At 71.9% G+C, this 18,881-nt stretch carries 19 protein-coding genes; 4 read left to right on the top strand and 15 right to left on the bottom strand.

All coding sequences use genetic code 11. The features are described from left to right. Positions 1–40: 40 nt before the first annotated feature. Together IU476_RS05910 and IU476_RS05905 are read right to left on the bottom strand one after the other, a co-directional pair. Complete coding sequence (locus IU476_RS05910; protein ID WP_195097247.1) at positions 41–334, bottom strand: hypothetical protein; 294 nt, start codon at positions 332–334, stop codon at positions 41–43. Positions 335–389: 55 nt separating this feature from the next. Beyond that, positions 390–947 carry a hypothetical protein gene (locus IU476_RS05905; RefSeq protein ID WP_195097245.1) on the bottom strand — a complete coding sequence of 186 codons (558 nt, stop codon included), beginning with the start codon at positions 945–947 and terminating at the stop codon, positions 390–392. Between the two features lie 60 nt (positions 948–1,007). On the opposite strand from IU476_RS05905, the gene IU476_RS05900 reads away from it, so the two are divergent. From IU476_RS05900 to IU476_RS05890, 3 genes are all read left to right on the top strand, one after another. Continuing rightward, on the top strand, positions 1,008–1,790 hold the full coding sequence (locus IU476_RS05900) for a helix-turn-helix transcriptional regulator (RefSeq protein ID WP_195097243.1): 783 nt from the start codon (positions 1,008–1,010) through the stop codon (positions 1,788–1,790). Positions 1,791–1,915: 125 nt separating this feature from the next. Further along, positions 1,916–2,251 carry a histone-like nucleoid-structuring protein Lsr2 gene (locus IU476_RS05895; protein WP_195097241.1) on the top strand — a complete coding sequence of 112 codons (336 nt, stop codon included), beginning with the start codon at positions 1,916–1,918 and terminating at the stop codon, positions 2,249–2,251. A 184-nt stretch (positions 2,252–2,435) separates the two neighbouring features. Continuing rightward, positions 2,436–2,843, top strand: coding sequence for a VOC family protein (locus tag IU476_RS05890; RefSeq protein WP_195097240.1), 408 nt, complete (start codon positions 2,436–2,438; stop codon positions 2,841–2,843). A 94-nt stretch (positions 2,844–2,937) separates the two neighbouring features. Here the strand turns inward: IU476_RS05890 and IU476_RS05885 are convergent, their stop codons facing one another. From IU476_RS05885 to IU476_RS05840, 10 genes are all read right to left on the bottom strand, one after another. After that, positions 2,938–3,408, bottom strand: a complete 471-nt coding sequence (locus tag IU476_RS05885; RefSeq protein ID WP_195097239.1) for a MarR family winged helix-turn-helix transcriptional regulator — start codon at positions 3,406–3,408, stop codon at positions 2,938–2,940. Beyond that, positions 3,405–4,529, bottom strand: coding sequence for an LLM class flavin-dependent oxidoreductase (locus IU476_RS05880; RefSeq protein WP_228823012.1), 1,125 nt, complete (start codon positions 4,527–4,529; stop codon positions 3,405–3,407). Before IU476_RS05880 ends, IU476_RS05885 begins: the two co-directional genes overlap by 4 nt. Before the next feature lie 5 nt (positions 4,530–4,534). Further along, the gene (locus tag IU476_RS05875; RefSeq protein WP_195097238.1) at positions 4,535–4,672 is read right to left on the bottom strand and encodes a hypothetical protein; all 138 of its coding nucleotides are present in this window, start codon (positions 4,670–4,672) and stop codon (positions 4,535–4,537) included. 18 nt (positions 4,673–4,690) lie between these two features. Continuing rightward, complete coding sequence (locus IU476_RS05870) at positions 4,691–5,437, bottom strand: DUF1684 domain-containing protein (protein ID WP_195097237.1); 747 nt, start codon at positions 5,435–5,437, stop codon at positions 4,691–4,693. Then, the gene (locus tag IU476_RS05865; RefSeq protein WP_195097236.1) at positions 5,434–7,110 is read right to left on the bottom strand and encodes a dipeptide ABC transporter ATP-binding protein; all 1,677 of its coding nucleotides are present in this window, start codon (positions 7,108–7,110) and stop codon (positions 5,434–5,436) included. Before IU476_RS05865 ends, IU476_RS05870 begins: the two co-directional genes overlap by 4 nt. Beyond that, positions 7,107–7,994, bottom strand: a complete 888-nt coding sequence (locus IU476_RS36990; RefSeq protein ID WP_195097235.1) for an ABC transporter permease — start codon at positions 7,992–7,994, stop codon at positions 7,107–7,109. The genes IU476_RS05865 and IU476_RS36990 overlap by 4 nt, the downstream gene beginning before the upstream one ends. Position 7,995: 1 nt before the next feature. After that, a complete protein-coding gene (locus IU476_RS05855; protein WP_195097233.1) occupies positions 7,996–8,952 on the bottom strand; it encodes an ABC transporter permease in 957 nt (318 codons plus the stop codon). Beyond that, the gene (locus tag IU476_RS05850; protein WP_195097231.1) at positions 8,949–10,616 is read right to left on the bottom strand and encodes an ABC transporter substrate-binding protein; all 1,668 of its coding nucleotides are present in this window, start codon (positions 10,614–10,616) and stop codon (positions 8,949–8,951) included. Before IU476_RS05850 ends, IU476_RS05855 begins: the two co-directional genes overlap by 4 nt. A gap of 65 nt (positions 10,617–10,681) precedes the next feature. Then, positions 10,682–11,866: an acyl-CoA dehydrogenase family protein gene (locus IU476_RS05845; protein ID WP_195097228.1), complete on the bottom strand. Its 1,185-nt coding sequence runs from the start codon at positions 11,864–11,866 to the stop codon at positions 10,682–10,684. Then, positions 11,863–13,050: an LLM class flavin-dependent oxidoreductase gene (locus tag IU476_RS05840; protein ID WP_195097226.1), complete on the bottom strand. Its 1,188-nt coding sequence runs from the start codon at positions 13,048–13,050 to the stop codon at positions 11,863–11,865. Before IU476_RS05840 ends, IU476_RS05845 begins: the two co-directional genes overlap by 4 nt. A gap of 217 nt (positions 13,051–13,267) precedes the next feature. Between IU476_RS05840 and IU476_RS05835 the strand changes: the two genes are divergently transcribed. Beyond that, positions 13,268–14,146, top strand: coding sequence for a LysR family transcriptional regulator (locus IU476_RS05835; protein ID WP_195097224.1), 879 nt, complete (start codon positions 13,268–13,270; stop codon positions 14,144–14,146). A 21-nt stretch (positions 14,147–14,167) separates the two neighbouring features. On the opposite strand, the gene IU476_RS05830 is transcribed toward IU476_RS05835, so the two are convergent. The 3 genes from IU476_RS05830 to rox all read right to left on the bottom strand — a co-directional run bounded on the left by IU476_RS05830 (position 14,168) and on the right by rox (position 18,497). Further along, positions 14,168–15,517 (bottom strand): FAD-binding oxidoreductase, encoded by a 1,350-nt coding sequence (locus IU476_RS05830; protein WP_195097221.1) that lies wholly within the window; start codon positions 15,515–15,517, stop codon positions 14,168–14,170. 117 nt (positions 15,518–15,634) lie between these two features. Further along, positions 15,635–17,002, bottom strand: coding sequence for an NAD(P)/FAD-dependent oxidoreductase (locus IU476_RS05825; RefSeq protein ID WP_195097219.1), 1,368 nt, complete (start codon positions 17,000–17,002; stop codon positions 15,635–15,637). Positions 17,003–17,072: 70 nt separating this feature from the next. After that, complete coding sequence (gene rox / locus IU476_RS05820; protein WP_195097216.1) at positions 17,073–18,497, bottom strand: rifampin monooxygenase; 1,425 nt, start codon at positions 18,495–18,497, stop codon at positions 17,073–17,075. Positions 18,498–18,881 lie beyond the last annotated feature (384 nt).

Below are 18,881 nucleotides of genomic sequence, written 5' to 3'. Positions count from 1 at the left end.
CCACCGGCGGCCATGCGAGATCCGGACAGCCGCCAGGCGGTCAGCTCGGCGTCGCGGTCCCGGATTCGAGGACCTCGACGTACATCTCGCCGTCGACGACGCCGAATTCCATGCGCGCGGGCAGCAGCTCCTGGCCCGGGCGCCGGCTGGCGGCGATGAAGGTGATCGCCCAGTCGGTCAGCGGGGTGGGCACCCGGTAGACCGTGCCGTCGGCCAGCCGCAGATACGGATGACCGGTGATCGCGGGTTCGGTGATGCCGACGTCGACCACCTCGAGTATCAGCCCGGTGTCGTCCGCGGACGCGACGGTCGGCGGCTCCAACGCCAGTTCCATACCCTGAAGATAGCCCGACGTAGGTTGCCGGGCGCCAAGACCCCTACGCTCGGCCTCATTGGGCCGGACCCGCCGCGGCCAGGCGCTGGTGGTCTCGGCGGGCCCACGGGTCGCGGGGCTCGCCGACGCGGCGGCCCTGGCCCGCGTCGAGACGGCGACGGGCTTCGGCCAGGGAGGCGCCGATCGAGCGGTGCGTGCCCCACCAGTGGATGTGGCGGAGGTAGCCGCGCGTGCGGTAGGCGTCCATCACCGCGACGTGCTCGGGGCTGCCGGTGAATTCCTCGAGGGGCTGCTCGCCCGCCCAGAGGGACAGGGAGAAGGTGATGCCGCCGTGCGGCTGGTAGCCGGTGACGATGCCCAGCGCGCCGTTCGTGCGCACCACCTGCTGCTCGAGTTCCGCGGAGACCAGGGCGACGGGGAACAGGGCCGTCCGGCGGTGTGGGCGGAATTCATTGACGCTCAACAGGACTCGGTCGGGGAGCGGGGCGGCGGTCGCGAGCCACGCCCGGCACAGGCGGAAGTCGCGGGCGGCGAAGCCCGACTGCGTGTGCGCGCGCAGCGTCGTCGGCACCGAGAACCGGAGAGCCGCCGCGGTCGTACGGACGGAATGCATGGTCACCACTCTTTCGACGAGGTTCGACGCCGGCGCGCCGGTCCCGCTAGCCTCGCAAGGATGGGTGGTGCGGTACTTCCGAAAACGTGCGGTGGCCCGCCGCCGGTGGTGTGGCTGCGGCCCGGCCACGCCGGATACCTCGGACCCAATATTCGCGTCGAGCACCACACCGCCGCGGTCGACGTCCTCAATGTGGGTGTGGACGGGCCCCTGCTGTTCGACGCGCCCGACCTCGCCCCCGTGCGCCTGCGCAGTGTCTTCGCGCCCGCCCGTGTGCCGCATCGGGTGCTGATTCCCGAAGGCCGGGTGCTGCTGCTGTTCGCCGACCCCGGTGGTCCGGTGGCGTCCGGGACGGCCGACGCCATGGCCGGCCGCCTCGGCCGCTTCGGCTTCGGCCACCGATCCGAAGCCGAGATCGCGGCGGCGTGCCGCGCCGGCGAGCCGCCCGAGGCGATCGCCCGGCACGCCGCGGTCGGCGTCGACGTCCCCGCCGACCCGCGCATCACCCGGCTGGCCGACACCATCCGATCCGCCCCCGACGGCGTCTACCGGGCCCACGATGTCGCCGCCGAATTGGGCCTGTCCACTTCGCATTTCCTGCGCTTGTTCGCGCGCGGCACCGGCACCACATTCCGGCGCTACCAGCAGTGGGCCCGGCTGCGCCGCGTCGTCCGGGGCCTGGCGGCCGGCCACGACCTGACCCGCAGCGCCGTCGAGGCGGGCTTCGCGTCGCCGTCTCACTTCAGCGACACCTTCCGGCACACCTTCGGTTTGTCGGCGACCGATCTGCTCCACACCGGCGTGCGATTCGACATCGCGGACCCGGCCGCGGAATTCGCGTGAATCACGGGGCCCGCCGAGTCCCGCGAATATTCGGCGAAAGCTTCGCCACTGTCGAATTGCTTTCTGTTTCGCGCGCGGATTAAAGTTGTTCGTTCTTGAACTTTTGGGAGAAAGAAGGCGGTTGTATGGCGAGGAAGGTCATCGTCGAGTTGGTCGACGATTACGACGGTAAGTCGAAGGCCGAGGAGACGGTTCGGTTCGCTCTCGACGGTGTCGAGTACGAGATCGACTTGTCGCTGAAGAATGCCGGGAAGCTGCGCGAGGTGTTCGAGCAGTGGACCGAGTCGGCGCGCAAGGTCGGCCGTATCCCGAAGGGCAAGAGCAAGGTGATCGGGCGTTCGTCGACCGATCGGGAGCAGACCGCGGCGATCCGGGATTGGGCCCGCAAGAACGGTTACAACGTGTCGAGCCGGGGCCGCATCCAGGCCGATGTGGTGGCGGCGTACAACAAGGCCAGCTGAACTCGCGAGGCGTGGCCGGCATCCGTTTCCGCGGGGTGCCGGCCGCCCGGCGGGCCACGCCGATTGCCGCCCGGCCGTATTCTCCTGCGGGCCGCGGACTTCTCCCGTATCAGGAATCGGCGCGTGCACCGTTCCCGCCGAAAAGCGCTGTCGCGCGCGATCGCGCACCCGTAGTGTCGCGCGCATGGCTTGCAGGATCACCGAACTCGTCATCGACTGTGCCGACCCGCCACGGCTGGCGGAATTCTGGTGCGCGGTACTCGGCTACGCGGTACTCGGCCACGACGGCGGCGCGGTCGAGATCGGCCCGCCCGCAACCGGTTTCGGCGGCCCGCAGCCGACCCTGGTGTTCGTCCCCGGTGCCACTCCGCGGCGCGGGAAGCTGCCGCTGCACTTCGACGTGAACCCCACCGACCGCGACCAGGACGCGGAACTGGACCGCCTGCTCGCCGCGGGCGCCCGCAAGGTCGACATCGGCCAGAGCCCCGACGTGTCGTGGCACGTGCTGGCCGACCCCGAGGGCAACGAATTCTGCCTGCTGCGCCGCCGCGTCGCCGCGGTCGCACCGCAGCCGGAAATCGGATCGCCCTGACCGCAACTCTGTTGCCGCACATCCGCTCCTGCGACTCCGGCGCCCGCGTGTTCGCCAGACACCGTGCCGTACCGGGTCTGGTAACCGGCTTCCGTCAGCTCTCGGCCTCGAGGCGGCGGAGGTGGCGGCGGATCTTGGTCGAGAGCGCGATGAGAGTGTCCAGTTCCTCGGGGCTGAGCGCGTCGACCAGCGCCGCGCGAATGTGACCGGCGCGGTGGACCTGCGCCCGCCGGAAGCAGGCCAGGCCCGCGTCCGTGAGGGCGAGCACCGTCCCGCGCCCGTCCTCCGGTGCCGGATGCTGTTCCAGCAGGCCGCGTTTCATCATGCGGGCGGCGTGCTGATGCAGCCGTGGCTTGCTGAAGCTGATGCGCTCGGCGAGCACGAATGCCCGCAGCGCATGTCCGGGTGTGTTGCCGAGCGCGTCGAGGACCTGCCAATCGGCCTCCGACAGGTTCGCGTCGTCACGCAGCCGCCGGCCGAGCCACTGCCACAGCTCGCCCTCCATCGGGAAGAACGACGTCCACAGCGCCCACTCCCGCGGCGACGCGATCGGCGGCTCGGTCATGCGGTGATCGGCAGGGCGGTGCCGTCCGGCCGCGAATCCCACAGAGTGGTGGGAACTTCCGCGCGCACCACCGGCGCGACCTCGTCGAAGAATCGCTCGAGATAGCCCTTGGTGGCGGCGAGATCGGTGGTGTAGGTGGAGAAGAAGCCCTCGACGCCGACACCGAACACCTGGTTGCCGAACTGCCGCTGCATGCGCAGCAGCTTCTCGGTGATCTGCTCGGCCGTGCCGACGAGCGCCGAGCCGTTCGCCACGAAATCCTCGAGCGAGTCGAACGGAAAGCGGCTCGGATCGGAGAAGTGCTGCCGCACGGACGCTTCGAAGACGGGACGGGCCAGCGCCAGGGCGTCTTGCGAGCGATCAGTGATGATCGGCGAATGCACCCCGACCGCGACGAGCGCGTCCTCGGCGCGGTGCCCGTGGTGGGCCAGCCGTTCGCGATAGTGCCGGACCAGCTCGAGATAGGTCTCCGTGCGGCCCAGCCCGTTCGCCGAGTAGAGCGGGTCGCCCCAGCGGGCGGCCAGCTCGGTGGAGCGGCGGCTGGTGGCCGAGCCGTGCCAGACCCGGGGCGCGGGCTGCTGCAGCGGATGCGGCTCGATGGTCGCGCCGGACAGCGGCGGCCGGAACCGTCCGCGCCAGTCGACCTCGTTCTCCCGCCAGAGCCTGCGCACCAGTTCGTAGGCCTCCTCGAGTCGATCCCACAGATCCGCTTCGGGAACCTGGAACACCGAGGGCGCGACCCGGTCGCCGCCCTTGCCGATGATCAGGTCGAGCCGGCCGTCACTGAGATGGTCGAGGGTCGCGTAGTCCTCCGCGGTCCGCACCGGGTCGGTCAGCGACAGCACGGCGACCGTGGTCACCAGGCGGATGCGCCGGGTGCGCGCGGCGATGTGGGCCAGGATGACCGCCGGTGAGGAGGACAGCAGGTCCGGGTTGTGGCGCTCGCCGACGCCGAACGCGTCGTACCCGACATCCTCGGCCCAGCGCGCCAGCTCGACGAGTTCGCGGAACCGTTCCCGCCGGCTCAGCGCCGGGCGCGCCGACCCGGTGCTGTGCTTCGGAACCAGTGTGCTCGCAAGGAATTTCATCGCCACCCCCCGCACCGGCGAGCTGATAAACATATTAACTAAGCTAGGCCCTCGCGCGCCCCGGCGTCAACGGCCGGATCGTCGGGAAGCGCCGTCGCGAGTTCCTTCGGGCTCGGCAGGTCGACACCGCCGATCCAGCGGGCCGCGCTGCGCTCGGCGTCCACCCCGTGCCGCACCGCCACGACGAGGACGGGTCACCGGGCGCGCTCCGGTGCGCGCCGCAGCCGCGATTCGCCCGCGCGGACCGCGAAGTCGAGGCGGTTCCCGGCCGGGGGCAGCGGGCACAGGAAGTGGTCGGAGAAGGCGCACGGCGGCAGGTAGGCGCGGTTGAAGTCGACCTCGACCCGACCCCGCGCGTCGGGCGCGGGCAGGGTCAGGAAGCGGAAACGCTGCGTCTCGACGCCGTTGGTGGTGTCGGCGAAGGTGATCTGCAGCCCGCCCGAGGTGGTCACGGTGCCGCGCAGGGCGAGCTCCCGCCCGCCGACCGTCAGCCGGACGGTGCCGCCGGGGTTGTCGCTGACGAAGCCGTCGATGTGGTCGAGTCGCAAACCGCCCGAACCGATCTCGGCCACCCCCGGCACCACCCACGCGGGATCGAAGTCGAAGGTGTCGATGCCGAGCAGATCGGCACGGGTGGACGCCTGCGGATCGAAGACCCGCAGCGCCACCTGCCCGGCGCGAACGAGGGCCCGCAGCGACAATTCGCCGAGCCGCAGACTCTCGCCGGGCGCGATCTCGGCGTGGAAGTCCGGGCCCGTGCCCACTGCCCGGCCACCGGAATCGACCCAGGCGCCGGGGATTCCGTCGATGGTCGACGGGTCGTCGCCAAGCCAGTGGGTGCCGGTGAGCGCAGCCGGGCCGTGGGCGTCGAGGGCCTGGGTCTCGCGCTCGGCGTGCCAGCGCTGCCAGTCGGCCTGCCGGGTCTCGAGGGAGGTGGTCATGAGAGTGCCCTTTCGGTGCGGTCGGAGCGGATACGGCGGCCGGGGACGGCGGCCAGCAGACGCCGGGTGCCGTCCTCGGCCGGTGCGCGGAAAATGGCTGCGGTGGAGCCGGATTCGACCACGCGCCCGCGCTCGAACACCGAGACGGTGTGCGCCACGCGGGCCACCACGGCGAGATCGTGGGAGACGAACAGGTAGGTCAGGCCGAGCCGCTGTTGCAGATCGGTGAGCAGGTCGAGGATTTGTTCCCGCACCGACACGTCCAGCGCCGACACCGGCTCGTCGAGCAGCACCACCTCCGGTTCCAGCGCCAGCGCCCGCGCGATCGCCACCCGCTGGCGCTGGCCGCCGGACAGCTCGGCGGGCAGCCGGTCCAGGTAGGTCCGCGGCAGCCCCACCTGGTCGAGCAGGGCGGCGGCGCGGGCGCGCCGGTCGGCGCGGCTGCCCACCCGGAACGACACCAGCGGCTCGATGACGCTGTCGCGCACGGTGAATCGGGGGTCCAGCGACGCGTACGGATTCTGGTGCACGAGCTGGAAACGCCGGCGCAGCGGGCGCACCCGCCGCCACGACAGCCCGGTGATGTCGACGCCGTCGAAGCGCACCGCGCCGCTCGTGGGCGCGGTCAGGCCCATGGCGATGCGCAGCGCGGTCGACTTGCCCGAACCCGATTCGCCGACCACGGCATGGGTCCGCCCGCGCGCGACGCGCAGCGAGACCCCGTCCAGCGCCACCACCCGCCCGCCGCGGCGGGAGTCGAAACGTTTGGTCACAGTGTCGAGTTCGAGGATCGGCGCGGGCGCGTCGAGCGGGTCGTCCGGCACCTCGAAGCGCGGCCGGAGGACGCCGCCGTGCGCCAGGGCGGGCGCGGCGGCGATCAGGCGGCGGGTGTAGGCGTTCTCGGAGTCGACGAGAATCTCCGCGGTGGAACCGGATTCGACGACGCGGCCCTGCCGCATGACCACCACCCGGTCCGCGCGGTCGGCGGCGACGGCCAGGTCGTGGGTGATGATCAGCAACGCCGTGCCGCTCTCGCGCACCAGCGCCTCGAGGTGGTCGAGAATGCGTGCCTGCACGGTCACGTCCAGCGCGCTGGTGGGTTCGTCGGCGATGAGCAGGTCGGGCTCGCCCGCCAGCGCGATCGCGATCAGCACCCGCTGCCGCTGGCCGCCGGAAAACTCGTGCGGGTAGCGGTCGACCCGCTGTTCGGGGTCGTCGAGCCCGGCCTTGCGCAGGATCCGCACGACCTCCGCGGCCACCTGGGGCCCGCGCACGCCACGCAGCCGCACCGCCTCCGCGACCTGGACGCCGATGCGCTGGGTCGGGTTGAGTCCCACCATCGGGTCCTGCGGGATCAGCCCGACCGTCGAGCCGCGCAGCCGCCGCACGACTTTCTCGGGGGCGCCGGCGATTTCGACGCCCGCGACCCGGATCGAGCCGCCGGTGACGCGTCCGCTGTCGGGCAGCAGGCCGAGGACGGCGTGCGCCGTCGTGGACTTGCCGGAGCCGGATTCGCCTACCAGCGCGACGATCTCGCCGGGGTGTACGCGCAGGGACACGTCGCGGATCGCGGTCGTCAGCGCGCCGTCGCGGAGGTATCCGGCGGTGAGGGCGGCGATTTCGACGATCGGTGTGCCGGTGTGCTCGCGGTCCGCGACCGGCGCGCGGGTCATCGCCGCACCTCCTGCAGCGTCTTGGCGATGTGGTTGAGCGACAACACGGTCAGCACCACCACCGCTCCCGGCAGCAACGCGACCCAGGGCGCGGTCACCAGGAAGTTGCGTCCGCCCGCGACGAGCGAACCCCACTCCGCGCGCGGCGGCGCGGCGCCGAATCCGAGGAAGCTCAGCGCCGCCACGGAGATGATCGCCGTCCCGAAATCCAGCACGGCCAGGCCGAGCACCGGTCCCCACGAGTTCGGCAGGATGTGCCGGATCAGTACCCGCGGCCAGCCCGCGCCCCCGGCGCGCGCCGCCTCGACATACGGAAAGGTCTTGACCCGCAGTACTTCCGCGCGGGTCGTGCGGGCGAAGCCGGGAATCGTCGCGATCCCGACCGCGACGGCGACCGGCACCGTCCCGAAACCGAGCGCCGTCACGATCGACAGGGCCAGCAGCAGGCCCGGGATCGCCAGCTGCACGTCGATGCCGCGCATGACGACGGCATCGACGCGACCGCCGAAGAAGCCCGACACCACCCCCAGCACCAGCCCGGCGCACAGCGCGATCGCGATGGCGATGAGCGCCGCCTTCACCGTCAGGTCGGAGCCGTACAGGGTGCGTGCCCACAGGTCGCGGCCGACGTCGTCGGTGCCGAAAAGATGTGCGCCGCTGGGCTTGCGCAGCCGCTCGGCCGGCGCGGTGGCATAGGGGTCGTAGGAGGTGAACAGCGCCGGCGCGAAGGCGGCGACGAGGACGAAGCCGACGAACACGGTGGCGAGCACGAATCCGGGACGGCGAGCCGCCCACCCGAGCCGCAGTCGCCGGCGGCGGGCGACGGCACGGTCCTCGTCCGTGGTCGTCGCCGCGGCGTCGGCGGTGGTGACGGTCTGGAGCACTTCAGTCCCCCTCGGCTGTCGCGGTGTGGGTGATGCGCGGATCCAGCAGCGGATACAGCAGATCGACGATCAGGTTCACCAGCACGAACCCGGCGGCGGCCAGCACCACGATGCCCTGCACCACCGGAACGTCCTTGACCAGCACCGATTCCTGCGCCAAGCGACCGATCCCGTTGCGGTTGAACACGGTCTCGACGACGATCGCGCTGGTCACGGTGACGCCGACGAGCACGCCGACGATGGTGAGCGCGGGCAGCGCGGCATTGCGGAACGCGTGCCGCAGCTGCACCTGCCCCCGCGACAGGCCCTTCGCGCGGGCGGTCACGATGTACTGCTCGCGCAGGGTGTCGTGAAAACTGCGGCCGAGCACCTGGGCGAGTTGCGCGGCGGCGGGCAGCGCCATCGTGATCACCGGCAGCACCAGGTACTTCCAGCCGCCCGAGCCCGCCGACGGGAGCCAGCCCAGCTGGAAGGAGAAGTACTGGATGAGCGCGAGCCCGACCAGGAAGGTCGGCACCGCCACCCCGAGCGCGGGCAGGCGGTCCAGCAGCAGGCGCAGCGGTCGCAGGCGGACGAAGGCGGCCAGGTAGGCCAGCGTCGTGCCGAGCAGTATCGCCAGCACACCCGCGATCGCGCTGAGCACGAGCGTGCCGCCGATCCGGTCGCCGATGAGCTGGGTGACCGGCACGTGCTTGGCGATCGAGGTGCCGAAGTCGCCGTGGAGTACTCCGGTCAGCAGCGTCCGATACTGCTCGAACACCGGCCGGTCCAGTCCGTACTGCGCCTTCGCGGCGGCGAGCTGTTGCGGTGTGAGGGAATCGGTTTCGATTCCCGCCGCGCCGAGCTGGATCGCCACCGGGTCGCTCGGCAGCAGGTACAGCACCGCGAAGGTGACCGTGAACGCCGCCCACAGCACCACCGCCGCCTGCGCGAAACGCCCGGCGACGTAGCGGATCACGGCTCGATCCAGACGTCGCGCAGATCCAGGAAGCTCTCCGAGGTGAACCGGAAACCGTTGACCCGGTTGCGGATACCGGCGTACTGGACCCGTTCGAACAGCGGGAAGGTCACGCCCTCGTCGAGCAGCACGCTCTGCAACCGGCCGTAGATCTCCTGGCGCTGCGCCGGATCGGTGGTCTGCACCGCGCGGGAGAACAGATCCGCGATCCGCGCCGCCGTCTCCGGCCGCTGCGCGTTGCGGGCGAGCGCCTTGGAGTTGGCCAGCCGCTCGACCAGAATGAATTGCAGCGCACCGGGATCCGCGCGGGTGAAGTAGGAGCCGAGCAGGTCGTACTGGCCGTTCGCGACGACGGCCTGCCGCTCGGCCTGGGTGATCACCTTCAGCCGCACCTCGATCCCTACCTGCCGCAGCTGATCCTGGAACAGTTCCTGCCCGATGCTGCTGGGCTCGACCGCGAGGGTCAGCGTCAGCCGCCTGCCGTCCTTGGCGCGGTACTGCTCGCCCGGCGCCGTCCGCCAGCCCGCCGCGTCGAGGAGGCGGCCGGCCTCGGCCGGGTCGTAGGCCAGCTTGGCGTCCTGCGCCGCGAAATACGGTGTGGTGCTGTCGAACGCGCCCGCGACGGCCGGATAGTCGGGACCGAACACCGTGGTGCCGAGCGTCTTCACGTCGAGTGCGCGGTACAGCGCCCGCCGCACCCGATCGTCGGCGAGCGGGCGGCCGTCGGCGACGTTCGGGTACAGCGTGTAGGACACTCCGGGCAGCGACCGGGACCGTAGATAGGCCCCCGAGCGGCCGATCAGCGCGCGGTCCTCGACGGTGAACGGGTTGCGCGGCCAGGCGATGTCGATCTGCCCGCTGACCAGGTTGCCGGTGCGCACGCTGTCCTCGGCGACGTAGCCGACCCGGATCTTGTCCAGGTAGGCCTCCCCGGTGTTCTTCGTCAGCGGGGACGGCCACCGGTAGCCCGCGCGGCGGCTGAGCGTGACGCCTTGGCCGGGCGTGTAGTCGTCCAGCGTGAACGGGCCGGTCCCGGCGATGTCGCCGAGGCAGCGTTGCTGCGGCGTCCGCCGCAGCGACGCGGGGGACAGCAGCGCCAAATTGGTGGTCGAAGTCGCTTGCAGGAACGACGAATTGGGTTGGTCGAAGTGGAAGCGCACGGTCTTCGAGTCCAGCGCGTCGGTCGACCGCAGGCCTTGAATGTAGCTGGCGCCGTAGGCGGTGCCGCCCGAACCCTGCGAAAGCTCCACGAAGGCATCGAAGTTCGCCTTGACCGCGGCGGCGTCCAAGGGCGCGCCGTCGGCGAAGGTGACGCCGTCGCGCAGGGTGAAGGTGTAGTCGCGGCCGTCGGGCGCGATCTGCCACCCGGTGGCCAGCCACGGCACGATCTCGCCGGTGTCCGGGTTCTGGTCGGTGAGCGAGTCGGCGAAGTTGCGGATCAGCGTGCGGTGCTCGATCCAGTAGGTCTGGAAGGGATCGAGGCAGGCGAAGGCCGCGTTGTCGGGAAAGAACGCCAGATTCAGCGTCCCGCCGCGCACGGGCTCCTGTCCTTCCCCGGTCGGGCCGCTGGGCTGGTCGGCGCCGCCGCAGGCGGTGGCCAGCAGGGCGAGCGCGGCGGCAGCGGCAGCGGCGGCCCGGCGCAGCAGGCGGGTCGTGGTCGGCATGGCGGGGTGATTCCTCGGGATCGGCCGGACCGCGGAGGTCCGGCGGGTACGGACAGGGGTGCGGATCAGTCCGCGAGCGGATCGGGCGGCGCGAGCACCGCGCGACCGGCGGCGAGCAGGGCCGTGTCCTCCTGCGGCGGGTGCACGCGCACGCACAGCACGTCGCGCAGGTGCCGTTCGAGGGGGTGCCGCCGGGTCAGGGCCGCGTTGCCGAGCGCGGCGACGGCGGTCTGCACGGCCGCGATCACCGATCGGGCGATGAGCGTCTTGATCAGCGACAGGTGCTGTGCGGCAAGGCCTTCCCCCGCCTCCAGCCGTCGCAGGGTGCCGTACAGCAGCGTCTCGGCCTGCACGATCTGCGCCTCGATCTCCCCGGCCACCGCCTGGATGCGCTCGGTGTCGGCGATGGGCCGTCCCAGCGCCGACGGGACGCGCGCGCGAGCGAACTCGGCGAACGCGCGGCGCGCCGCCCGGGCCACCCCGACGTAGAGGGCGACGTGGCCGAACGAGGCCGGGCCGGTCGCGGCGGCCGGATCGCGGTAGACGCCGTCGCGGAACGGGATCTCCAGGAAATGGCCGTGCGGCACAGTGACATTCGCGTAGGTGACGTCGTGCGTGTTCGACGCGCGCAGGCCGAGGTGATCCCAGGTGTCGTGCCAGGTGATGCCGGGCGCTTCGGCGGGAACGACGACATGCCCCACCCGGGCCGGGGTTTCGTCGGTGACCGCCCACACCAGGTGGTAGGCCAGCGCCGGGCCGCCGGTGGCGAAGCTCTTGCGGCCGTCGACGATCCAGCCGTCGGCGGCGCGGCGGGCGACGGTCGCGGGCAGGCCGCCGCGCGCGGGCGCACCGAGTTCGGGCTCGGCGCGGATCACATTGACCAGCGTCGGCCGCTCGGCGGAGCGACGCAGCAACTCCGTGTAGACGTCCTCGGGCCAGCTGCCGCCGAGCGCCTGCGCGTGATGCGCGGCGAGGGTGTTCGCGGTGAGCAGCGCGACCGAGGGATCGCCCTCGCCGATCGCGGCGAGGATCCGCGCCACCTCGCGGTGGGGGAGTTCGGGGCCGCCGTAGCGCCGGGCGGCCGACGCGGTCAGGTAGCCGCCGCGGTGCGCGGCCCGCAGCCCCGCCGCGGGGATCGCCGCGCTGCGGTCGTATTCCGTTGCGGTGGCGGCGATTTCCGTGGTGAGCGCGGCGAGCGCGGCCGGTGTGGTGTCCGGTGCGGTGAGCGCCCGCGGTCCGGCGGCGGTCACGGGCGGCCCGCCGCGGCCAGGGCGCCGGGATGGTCGGCCTGCAGGGTGCCGCGCCGTCCGGTGGCCGTGCGGTGCGCCAGCTCCTGGCGGACCAGCGGCAGCACCGTGCGCCCGTAGTCGACGACGTCGTTGTAGGTGTCGTAGCCGCGGATCGACACCAGGCTCGCGCCCAGGTCGATGTAGTCGAGGATCGCCGCGGCGACCGTCTCGGGACTGCCGACCAGCGCCGTCGACGCGCCCTGTGCGTTCGTGGCCGCCGCGGTCCGGGTCCACAGCGCGCGGTCGTAAACCTCCTGGCGGCGCGCGAATTCCAGTGCCCGCCGCGACCCGACGTTCTGCGGGGCCGCCTTGTCGCCGAGCCGGTGCGCACCGGATTGGAAGGTGCGGGCGATGCGTTCGACGTAGTCGCGGGCCTTCGCCCACGCCAGGTCGTCGGTGCGCGCGACGATGGGCCGGAAGGTGACCCAGATGCGCGGCCGGTCGGCGCGGCCGGCCGCGGCGGCGATCGCGTGCACCTGGTCGATCTGACTCCTGATGTCGGCCAGCGGTTCTCCCCAGAAGGAGAAGATGTCGGCCTTGGCGCCGCCGATCTCGAACGCGGCGTCGGACTGGCCGCCGATCGAGATCGGGATCGGCCCGGCGTACGGCGGGAACCCGGGACCGAATCCGTCGAAGCGGTAGTGCGCGCCCGCGTGCGAGAACGCCTCGGTCGCGGTCCACGCGCGGCGCAGCACGTCGACGAATTCGCTGGTGCGCGCGTACCTTTCGGCCTTGGGCAGGTAGTCGCCCTGGCGCGCCTGCTCGGCGTCGCTGCCGCCGGAGATGAGGTGCACCACGGCCCGCCCCTCGGTGAGCTGGTCCAGGGTGGCCAGCTGCTGCGCGGCGACCGTCGGGAAAACCGTGTTCGGCCGCACCGCGACGATCGGCTTCAAACGGTCGCTGAGCTGGCCGACCGCCGAGGCCAGCACGAAAGAATCCGCGCCGGCGGACCCGTAGGGCAGCAGCGTCAGGTCGAATCCGCCGTCCTCCAGCGCCCGCACGTACCGGCGCACGAACGGCAGGTCGATGCCGCGCGCGGGAATCGGCTCGAGCTCGGTCGAGGCGTTGGTGTGGGTGAGGCTGATGAATTCAACCTCCGCGGCGGCGGTGGCGGGCACCGCGTCCGGTCCGGATGCGACGGTCATGACATTCCTCTCGGCTCGATGCGTCGCAATATTAGGGAGGCCGCACCGGTGGAAACCAGGGTTCGATGCAGTGATTTCAATTCGTATCGCCGATAACAACCGATAGCCGGAAGCCGTTGCGACGATTCCGATCTCGTAGATTCAAAGGGTATTCGCGCGGTCGCGGATGCGTTTGACTCACGTTGACAATTCGTGTCGATCCGAGGCGGCGAGGAGCATGGCGGACCCCCTGGACCTGACGCATCTGCGCACGCTGGTGACCATCGCCGACACCGGCGGTTTCCGGCGGGCGGCCGACGCGCTGCACCTGAGCCAGCCGACGATCAGCCAGCACGTCCGGCTACTGGAACGACGCCTGAAAATGTCTCTGGTGGAAAAGGACGGCCGGAGTTCGCGATTCACCGCCGACGGTGAGCGCCTGGTCGTCGAGGCCCGGAAATTACTCGCCGCGCACGACGAAATGCTGGCGCGTTTCACGCCGTCGGACCCGCGGCGCATTACCGTGGGGTCCACCGAGCACGCCGCCGACGGGCTGCTGCCCGAACTGCTGGGTGTGCTGCGTGCGGCCTGTCCGGACGTGTATCTGCATTTCCGCATCGACCGCTCCACCACGCTCACCGACGCGGTCGGTAAAGGCGTTCTCGACCTGGCCGTGGTGCTGGGCGGCAACGGCGATCCCGCCGGAGTGGAGGTGGGCGAACTGGGTCTGCGCTGGGTGGCCGGTCCGGGCTGGCAGCTGCCCCGGGTGCCGGGGCCGATCTCGCTGGTGGCGTTCGAGGAGCCGTGCGGGCTGCGGCGGCGTGCCGTGCACCGGCTCACCGAGCTGGGCTACGAGGTCGCGGTCACGGCCGAGTCCGGCAATCTCGACGGCGTGCTCGCCGCGGCCAAGGCCGGATTGGGAATCGCGTTGCTGCCCTTCCATTCCGCGGTGCCCGCCGGTGTGGCCGAGGTGCGCGGCCTGCCCGCGATGGGCGCGGTCGACGTGCGGCTGGTCGCCCGGCGCGGGCTCGCGGCCGATCTCGAGGCCACCGCCGTGGCGGCCGTCACCGCCCACTATCGGACGGTGGCGGGGCGGCGCTTGCAGGGTGTCGCGTAAGCGCCTGGGGCACCGGCACTCTCACGCCGCCTCGGGGTTGAACAGGCCGCCCGGGTCCAGGGCGCGGCGGATGGCTCGCTGGGTGGCGAGGGCTTCGGGGGCGAGTTCGCGCGCGAGCCACCGGCGTTTGAGAACGCCGACGCCGTGCTCGCCGGTGATCGTGCCGCCCAATTCCAGTGCGGTGGCGAAGATCTCGTCGGCCGCGGCGACGGCGCGCGCGGCGGCGCGGGGATCGTCGGCGGGCACCACGATGATCGGGTGCAGATTGCCGTCGCCGGCGTGGCCGAAGGTGTGGATGCGGCTGTCGTGGCGCGCGGCTATCTCGGTGATGCGGCGCACCGCGGCCGCGATGCGGGAGCGCGGCACGGCGATGTCCTCGATCAGCACCCGGCCGTGGCGCTCCAGCGCGGGCAGGGCCGCGCGGCGCACGGCCAGCAGTTCGGCCGCGGTGTCCTCGTCGTCGCTGAGCCGCACGCGCGCGGTGACCGCGCGGAACACGTCCGCGACGACGTCGGCCTCCGCGCGGGCGCCGAAGCCGTCGGTCTGCGCGACCACGAACGCGCCCGCCGCGTCCGCGCGCGTGCCGAGCAGATCCTGGGCCTCGCGCAAGGAGGCCTCGTCGAGGAGTTCGAGCATCGCCGGGCGCACCCGCGCGGCCAGCACCGCCGCGGCGGCGGCGGCCGCCTGGTCGACGTCGTCGAAGTAGGCGGCGACGGTGACGGTGTCGACGGGCACCGGTTGCAGCCGGACGGTGGCCGCCACGATGACACCGAGCGTGCCCTCCGATCCGGTGAACAGGCTCGTGAGATTCAGTCCCGCAACGCCTTTCGCGGTGCGCCGCCCGGTGTGCAGCAGGGTGCCGTCGGACAGGACGACGTCCAGGCCCAGGACCGCGTCGCCGGTGACGCCGTATTTCACGCAGCGTAGGCCGCCCGCGTTGGTGGCGATATTGCCGCCGATGGTCGACAGGGCGGTACTGGCCGGGTCGGGCGCGTAGCGCAGTCCGTGCCGGTGCGCCGCCGTGTCGAGGGCCGCCGCGCTCACTCCGGCCTGCACCACCGCAAGTTCGTCCTCGGCGGCGATCTCCAGAATGCGATCCAGGCCGCTCACATCCAGAACCAGCGACCCGGCGCCCGCCGCCGCGCCTCCGGCGAGCCCACTCCCGGCCCCGCGCACCACCACCGACAGCCCCGAGTCCGCCGCCACCGTCACCGCGCGCCGGACATCGTCGACATCGGCCGCGAGCACCAGCACCTCCGGCTCCCCGGCCGGGACGTAGCCGGACCGGTCGGCGCGGTAGCCCGCCGGAATGTCGCGACCCACCAGCACCGTCCCGGTGAATCCTCCGAGTGCGGTCGGTGACGGGGGCATGCGCGCTCCTGAATCGTGGACGTCGGTGGTCCTTCATCCTCGCGCACCACCACCCGCCCCGACAGGGCCCGAATGATCGAAATATCCGATGTGTCGGGTGAATTCGCCCGCGGCGGGTCAGGAGGGGTTCGGGTCGCACAGGGCTTCTAGGGCGCGCGGGACCTGTTCGGCGGGGAGGTAGCAGCCGGTCTGTTCGAAGCCGCCGATGGTGTGGGCGTCGTAGTCGCCGTAGCCGATGCGCAGGAAGTCGTCGCCGCTGAGGCCGTGGACGGTCCAGTCGAAGGCGACGCGGGTGCGGGCCACGACGGTGCGCAGGGCCATCAGGTGGTAGCCGCGGGTGACGAGTTGCGCTGGGAGACCGTGCAATCCGATCTTCAGCGGGCGGGCCACGGCGTCGGTGCCGCCGAGGTCGACGACCAGGCCGAGGTCGGGATGCCGGTAGGGGCGGCGGCGCTTGCCGCGTAGTTCGGCCACGAGGTTCTTGCCGAGGTGGCGGCCCTGGCGCATGGCGTGCTGGGCGGTCGGCGCGCAGACGGTGCCGGGCTGCTCGGTCAGGTCGGGGACCGCGGCGGCGTCGCCGCACGCCCAGACGCCGGTGAGGCCCGGCACGGTGAGGTCGGCGTCGGCGACGATGCGGCCCTTCTCCGTCGCCGCGCCGAGATGACCCGCCAGGGGACTGGGCGCGACCCCGGCGGTCCACACCACCGTGCGGGACGGGATGAATCGCCCGTTGGTGAGCTGAACCCCGTGCGCGGTCACCTCTTTCGCGGACGCGCCGCAGATCAGTTCGATGCCGCGCTCGGCCAGATTGCGCTTGGCCGCCGCGCCCAGCCGCTCGCCGAGTTCGGGCATGATCCGGTCGCCGCGGGTGACCAGATGCCAGCGCACCATGCCGGATTCGAGTCTCGGGAAGTAGCGGCGCGCGGCGGCCTCGGTCACCTTGTTGAGCACCGCGGTCGTCTCGGTGCCCGCGTATCCCGCGCCGATGGTGACGAAGTGCAGGCGCTCGCGGTCGTCGTCCTCCTCGCCGCGCATCGCGGCCACGTCCAGCTGCTGCAGCACGTGGTCGCGCAGGAACATCGCCTCCGCAAGGGTTTTCATGCCGAAACCGTGCTCGTGCAGACCCGGCACATCGAGCACCCGCGTGATACTGCCCGGCACCAGCACCAGGTGGTCGTAGTCGAGCGCGCACTCCGGCCCCGCGGACCGGCGCACCACCACCTGCCGGGTCTTCGGCTCCACCCCGATCGCCATGCCGGGCACGACCTCGGTGCGCCGCAGCACCCGCCGCAGCGGCACCGCGATCGAGCGCGGATTGAGCACGCCCGAGGCGACCTGCGGCAGCAGCGGCAGATACAGCAGCCCGGCGTCGGGCGTGACCAGCTGGACGAACGCCTCCTCCGGACGGAGGTGGCGTTCCAGATAGCGGGCGCACTCGACGCCGGAGAAACCGCCGCCGACTATCACGATCTTCGCGGAACCCATGTGCTTCACCCTAACGACCGCGACCGGACTCCGGGCCGCCTCGCGCGGCGGCGCTGCCGGACAACCGCTTTCAGCGGGCGGCGCCGAACCAGCGCGGCAGGTGGTCCAGCAGGTCGCGCTGATCGTCACCCACCCAGGCCACGTGGCCGTCCGGGCGCAGCAGCACGGCCGGCGCGTCCAGTTCCTCGCTCACGTCGACCACATGGTCGACGCGGTCGGCCCAGCCCGTCACCGACAGGCGGCCCGTCTGGTCCAGGAGCAGGCCGCGGCCGTCGTGCATGAGGCCGTAGAGCGGACCGCGCTTCAGGCCGATGTCGCGCAGCCGGCGGCCGAGCAGGTGGTGGCCCGGGCCGAAGTCGTAGCGCACGCCGACCGCGATGATCTTCTCGATCAGGTACTGATTGACCTCGTCGAACTCCATCAGTTCGGCCAGGAGCCGCCGCACGGCCTGCGCGCCCGGCGTGGTCGACATCAATTCGGACTGCGCGCGCGTGTTGTCGAGCACCGCGGCCGCCACCGGATGTCGTTCGGCGTGATAGCTGTCCAGCAGTCCCTCCGGCGCCCAGCCCGCGACCTGCGCGGCCAGTTTCCAGCCGAGATTGAACGCGTCCTGGATCCCGAGGTTGAGGCCCTGGCCACCCATCGGCGGGTGCACGTGCGCGGCGTCGCCCGCCAGCAGCACCCGGTCCACCCGATACCGTTCGGCCTGCCGGGTGGCATCGCCGAACCGCGACAGCCACCGCGGCGAGTGCACGCCGAAATCGGTGCCGGCGTAGACCCGCAGCTGCCGCCGGAAGTCCTCGAGGGTCGGCGCGACGGAGCGATCCTCGGACACGCCGTCGGCGGGCACCACGACGCGGTACACGCCCTCCCCGAACGGCCCGAGGCCGAAACCCTTCACGGTCTCACGCACTTTCGCGACGATCTCCGCGACCGTCGCCGGATCCGCCGCCACCTCCATCTCGCCCAGCAGCGTCTCGGTGCGCGCGGGCTCGCCGGGGAACCCCACGCCGAGCAGCTTGCGCACCGTGCTGCGGCCGCCGTCGCAGCCCACCAGGTACTGCCCGCGCACCCGGGTGCCGTCGGCCAGCTCGGCGGTCACCCCGTCCGCGTCCTGCTCGAGCCCGACAAGCGCACAGCCGCGCCGGATCTCGGCCCCGAGTTCGAGGGCGTGCTCGGTCAGCAGCCGGTCGGTGAGGGGCTGCGGCAGACCGAGAACGTAAGGGTGCGTGGTGTCCAGCCGGTCGGGCGCGGGCCTGGTGATGGCCGCGAAGAAGCCGCCGAGCGGGTGCTTGCGGCCCTGTGCGAGAAACCGGTCGGCCAGGCCCCGCTGATCCAGCACCTCGATGCTGCGCGCGTGCAGGCCCAGCGCCCGCACGAAAGCCGGTGGCGCCGCTTCCTTCTCCACCACCAGCACCCGCACGCCGTGCAGGCGCAGCTCTCCGGCCAGCATCGTCCCCGTGGGGCCGCCGCCGGCGATGATCACATCGAACATGAACCCACCCGTCTCGCGCAGTTGTCGGCCGTGCTCCCCGAGTCCCTGTTCGCGCAGGTATCGGCTCCGGCGGGACATTGTGCGCCACGACCCGGCCCTTGCCGCAAGGCCCCCGCGCGATATATGTTGAAGCGGGAGGGGATTCCCTGTCTGCGCGCGGCGGCCTGTGACACGACCAGCGTCCGCTCGGCCTGCACTTATGACTCGAGTGGGTTTCGGCTGCCGCCGTGCGTCTTTCGGCCCCGGCGCGGACGGCCGATCGAGTCCGCCGAGAAGCGTTGCTGCAAGGCTGCTGTGCGACGCGCGATGCGCCGGTCGAGCCCCTGTTTTCGATACCGCGCAGCCCGTGCGAGGGCTGGTTCGCCGTCTTCGGGGGAGCGGAAA

The organism is Nocardia blacklockiae (genome assembly GCF_015477355.1).
GTDB classification, from domain to species: Bacteria; Actinomycetota; Actinomycetes; order Mycobacteriales; family Mycobacteriaceae; genus Nocardia; species Nocardia blacklockiae.
The sequence above is the reverse complement of the archived record's forward strand: the minus strand, read 5'-3'. Positions and strand labels throughout refer to the sequence as shown.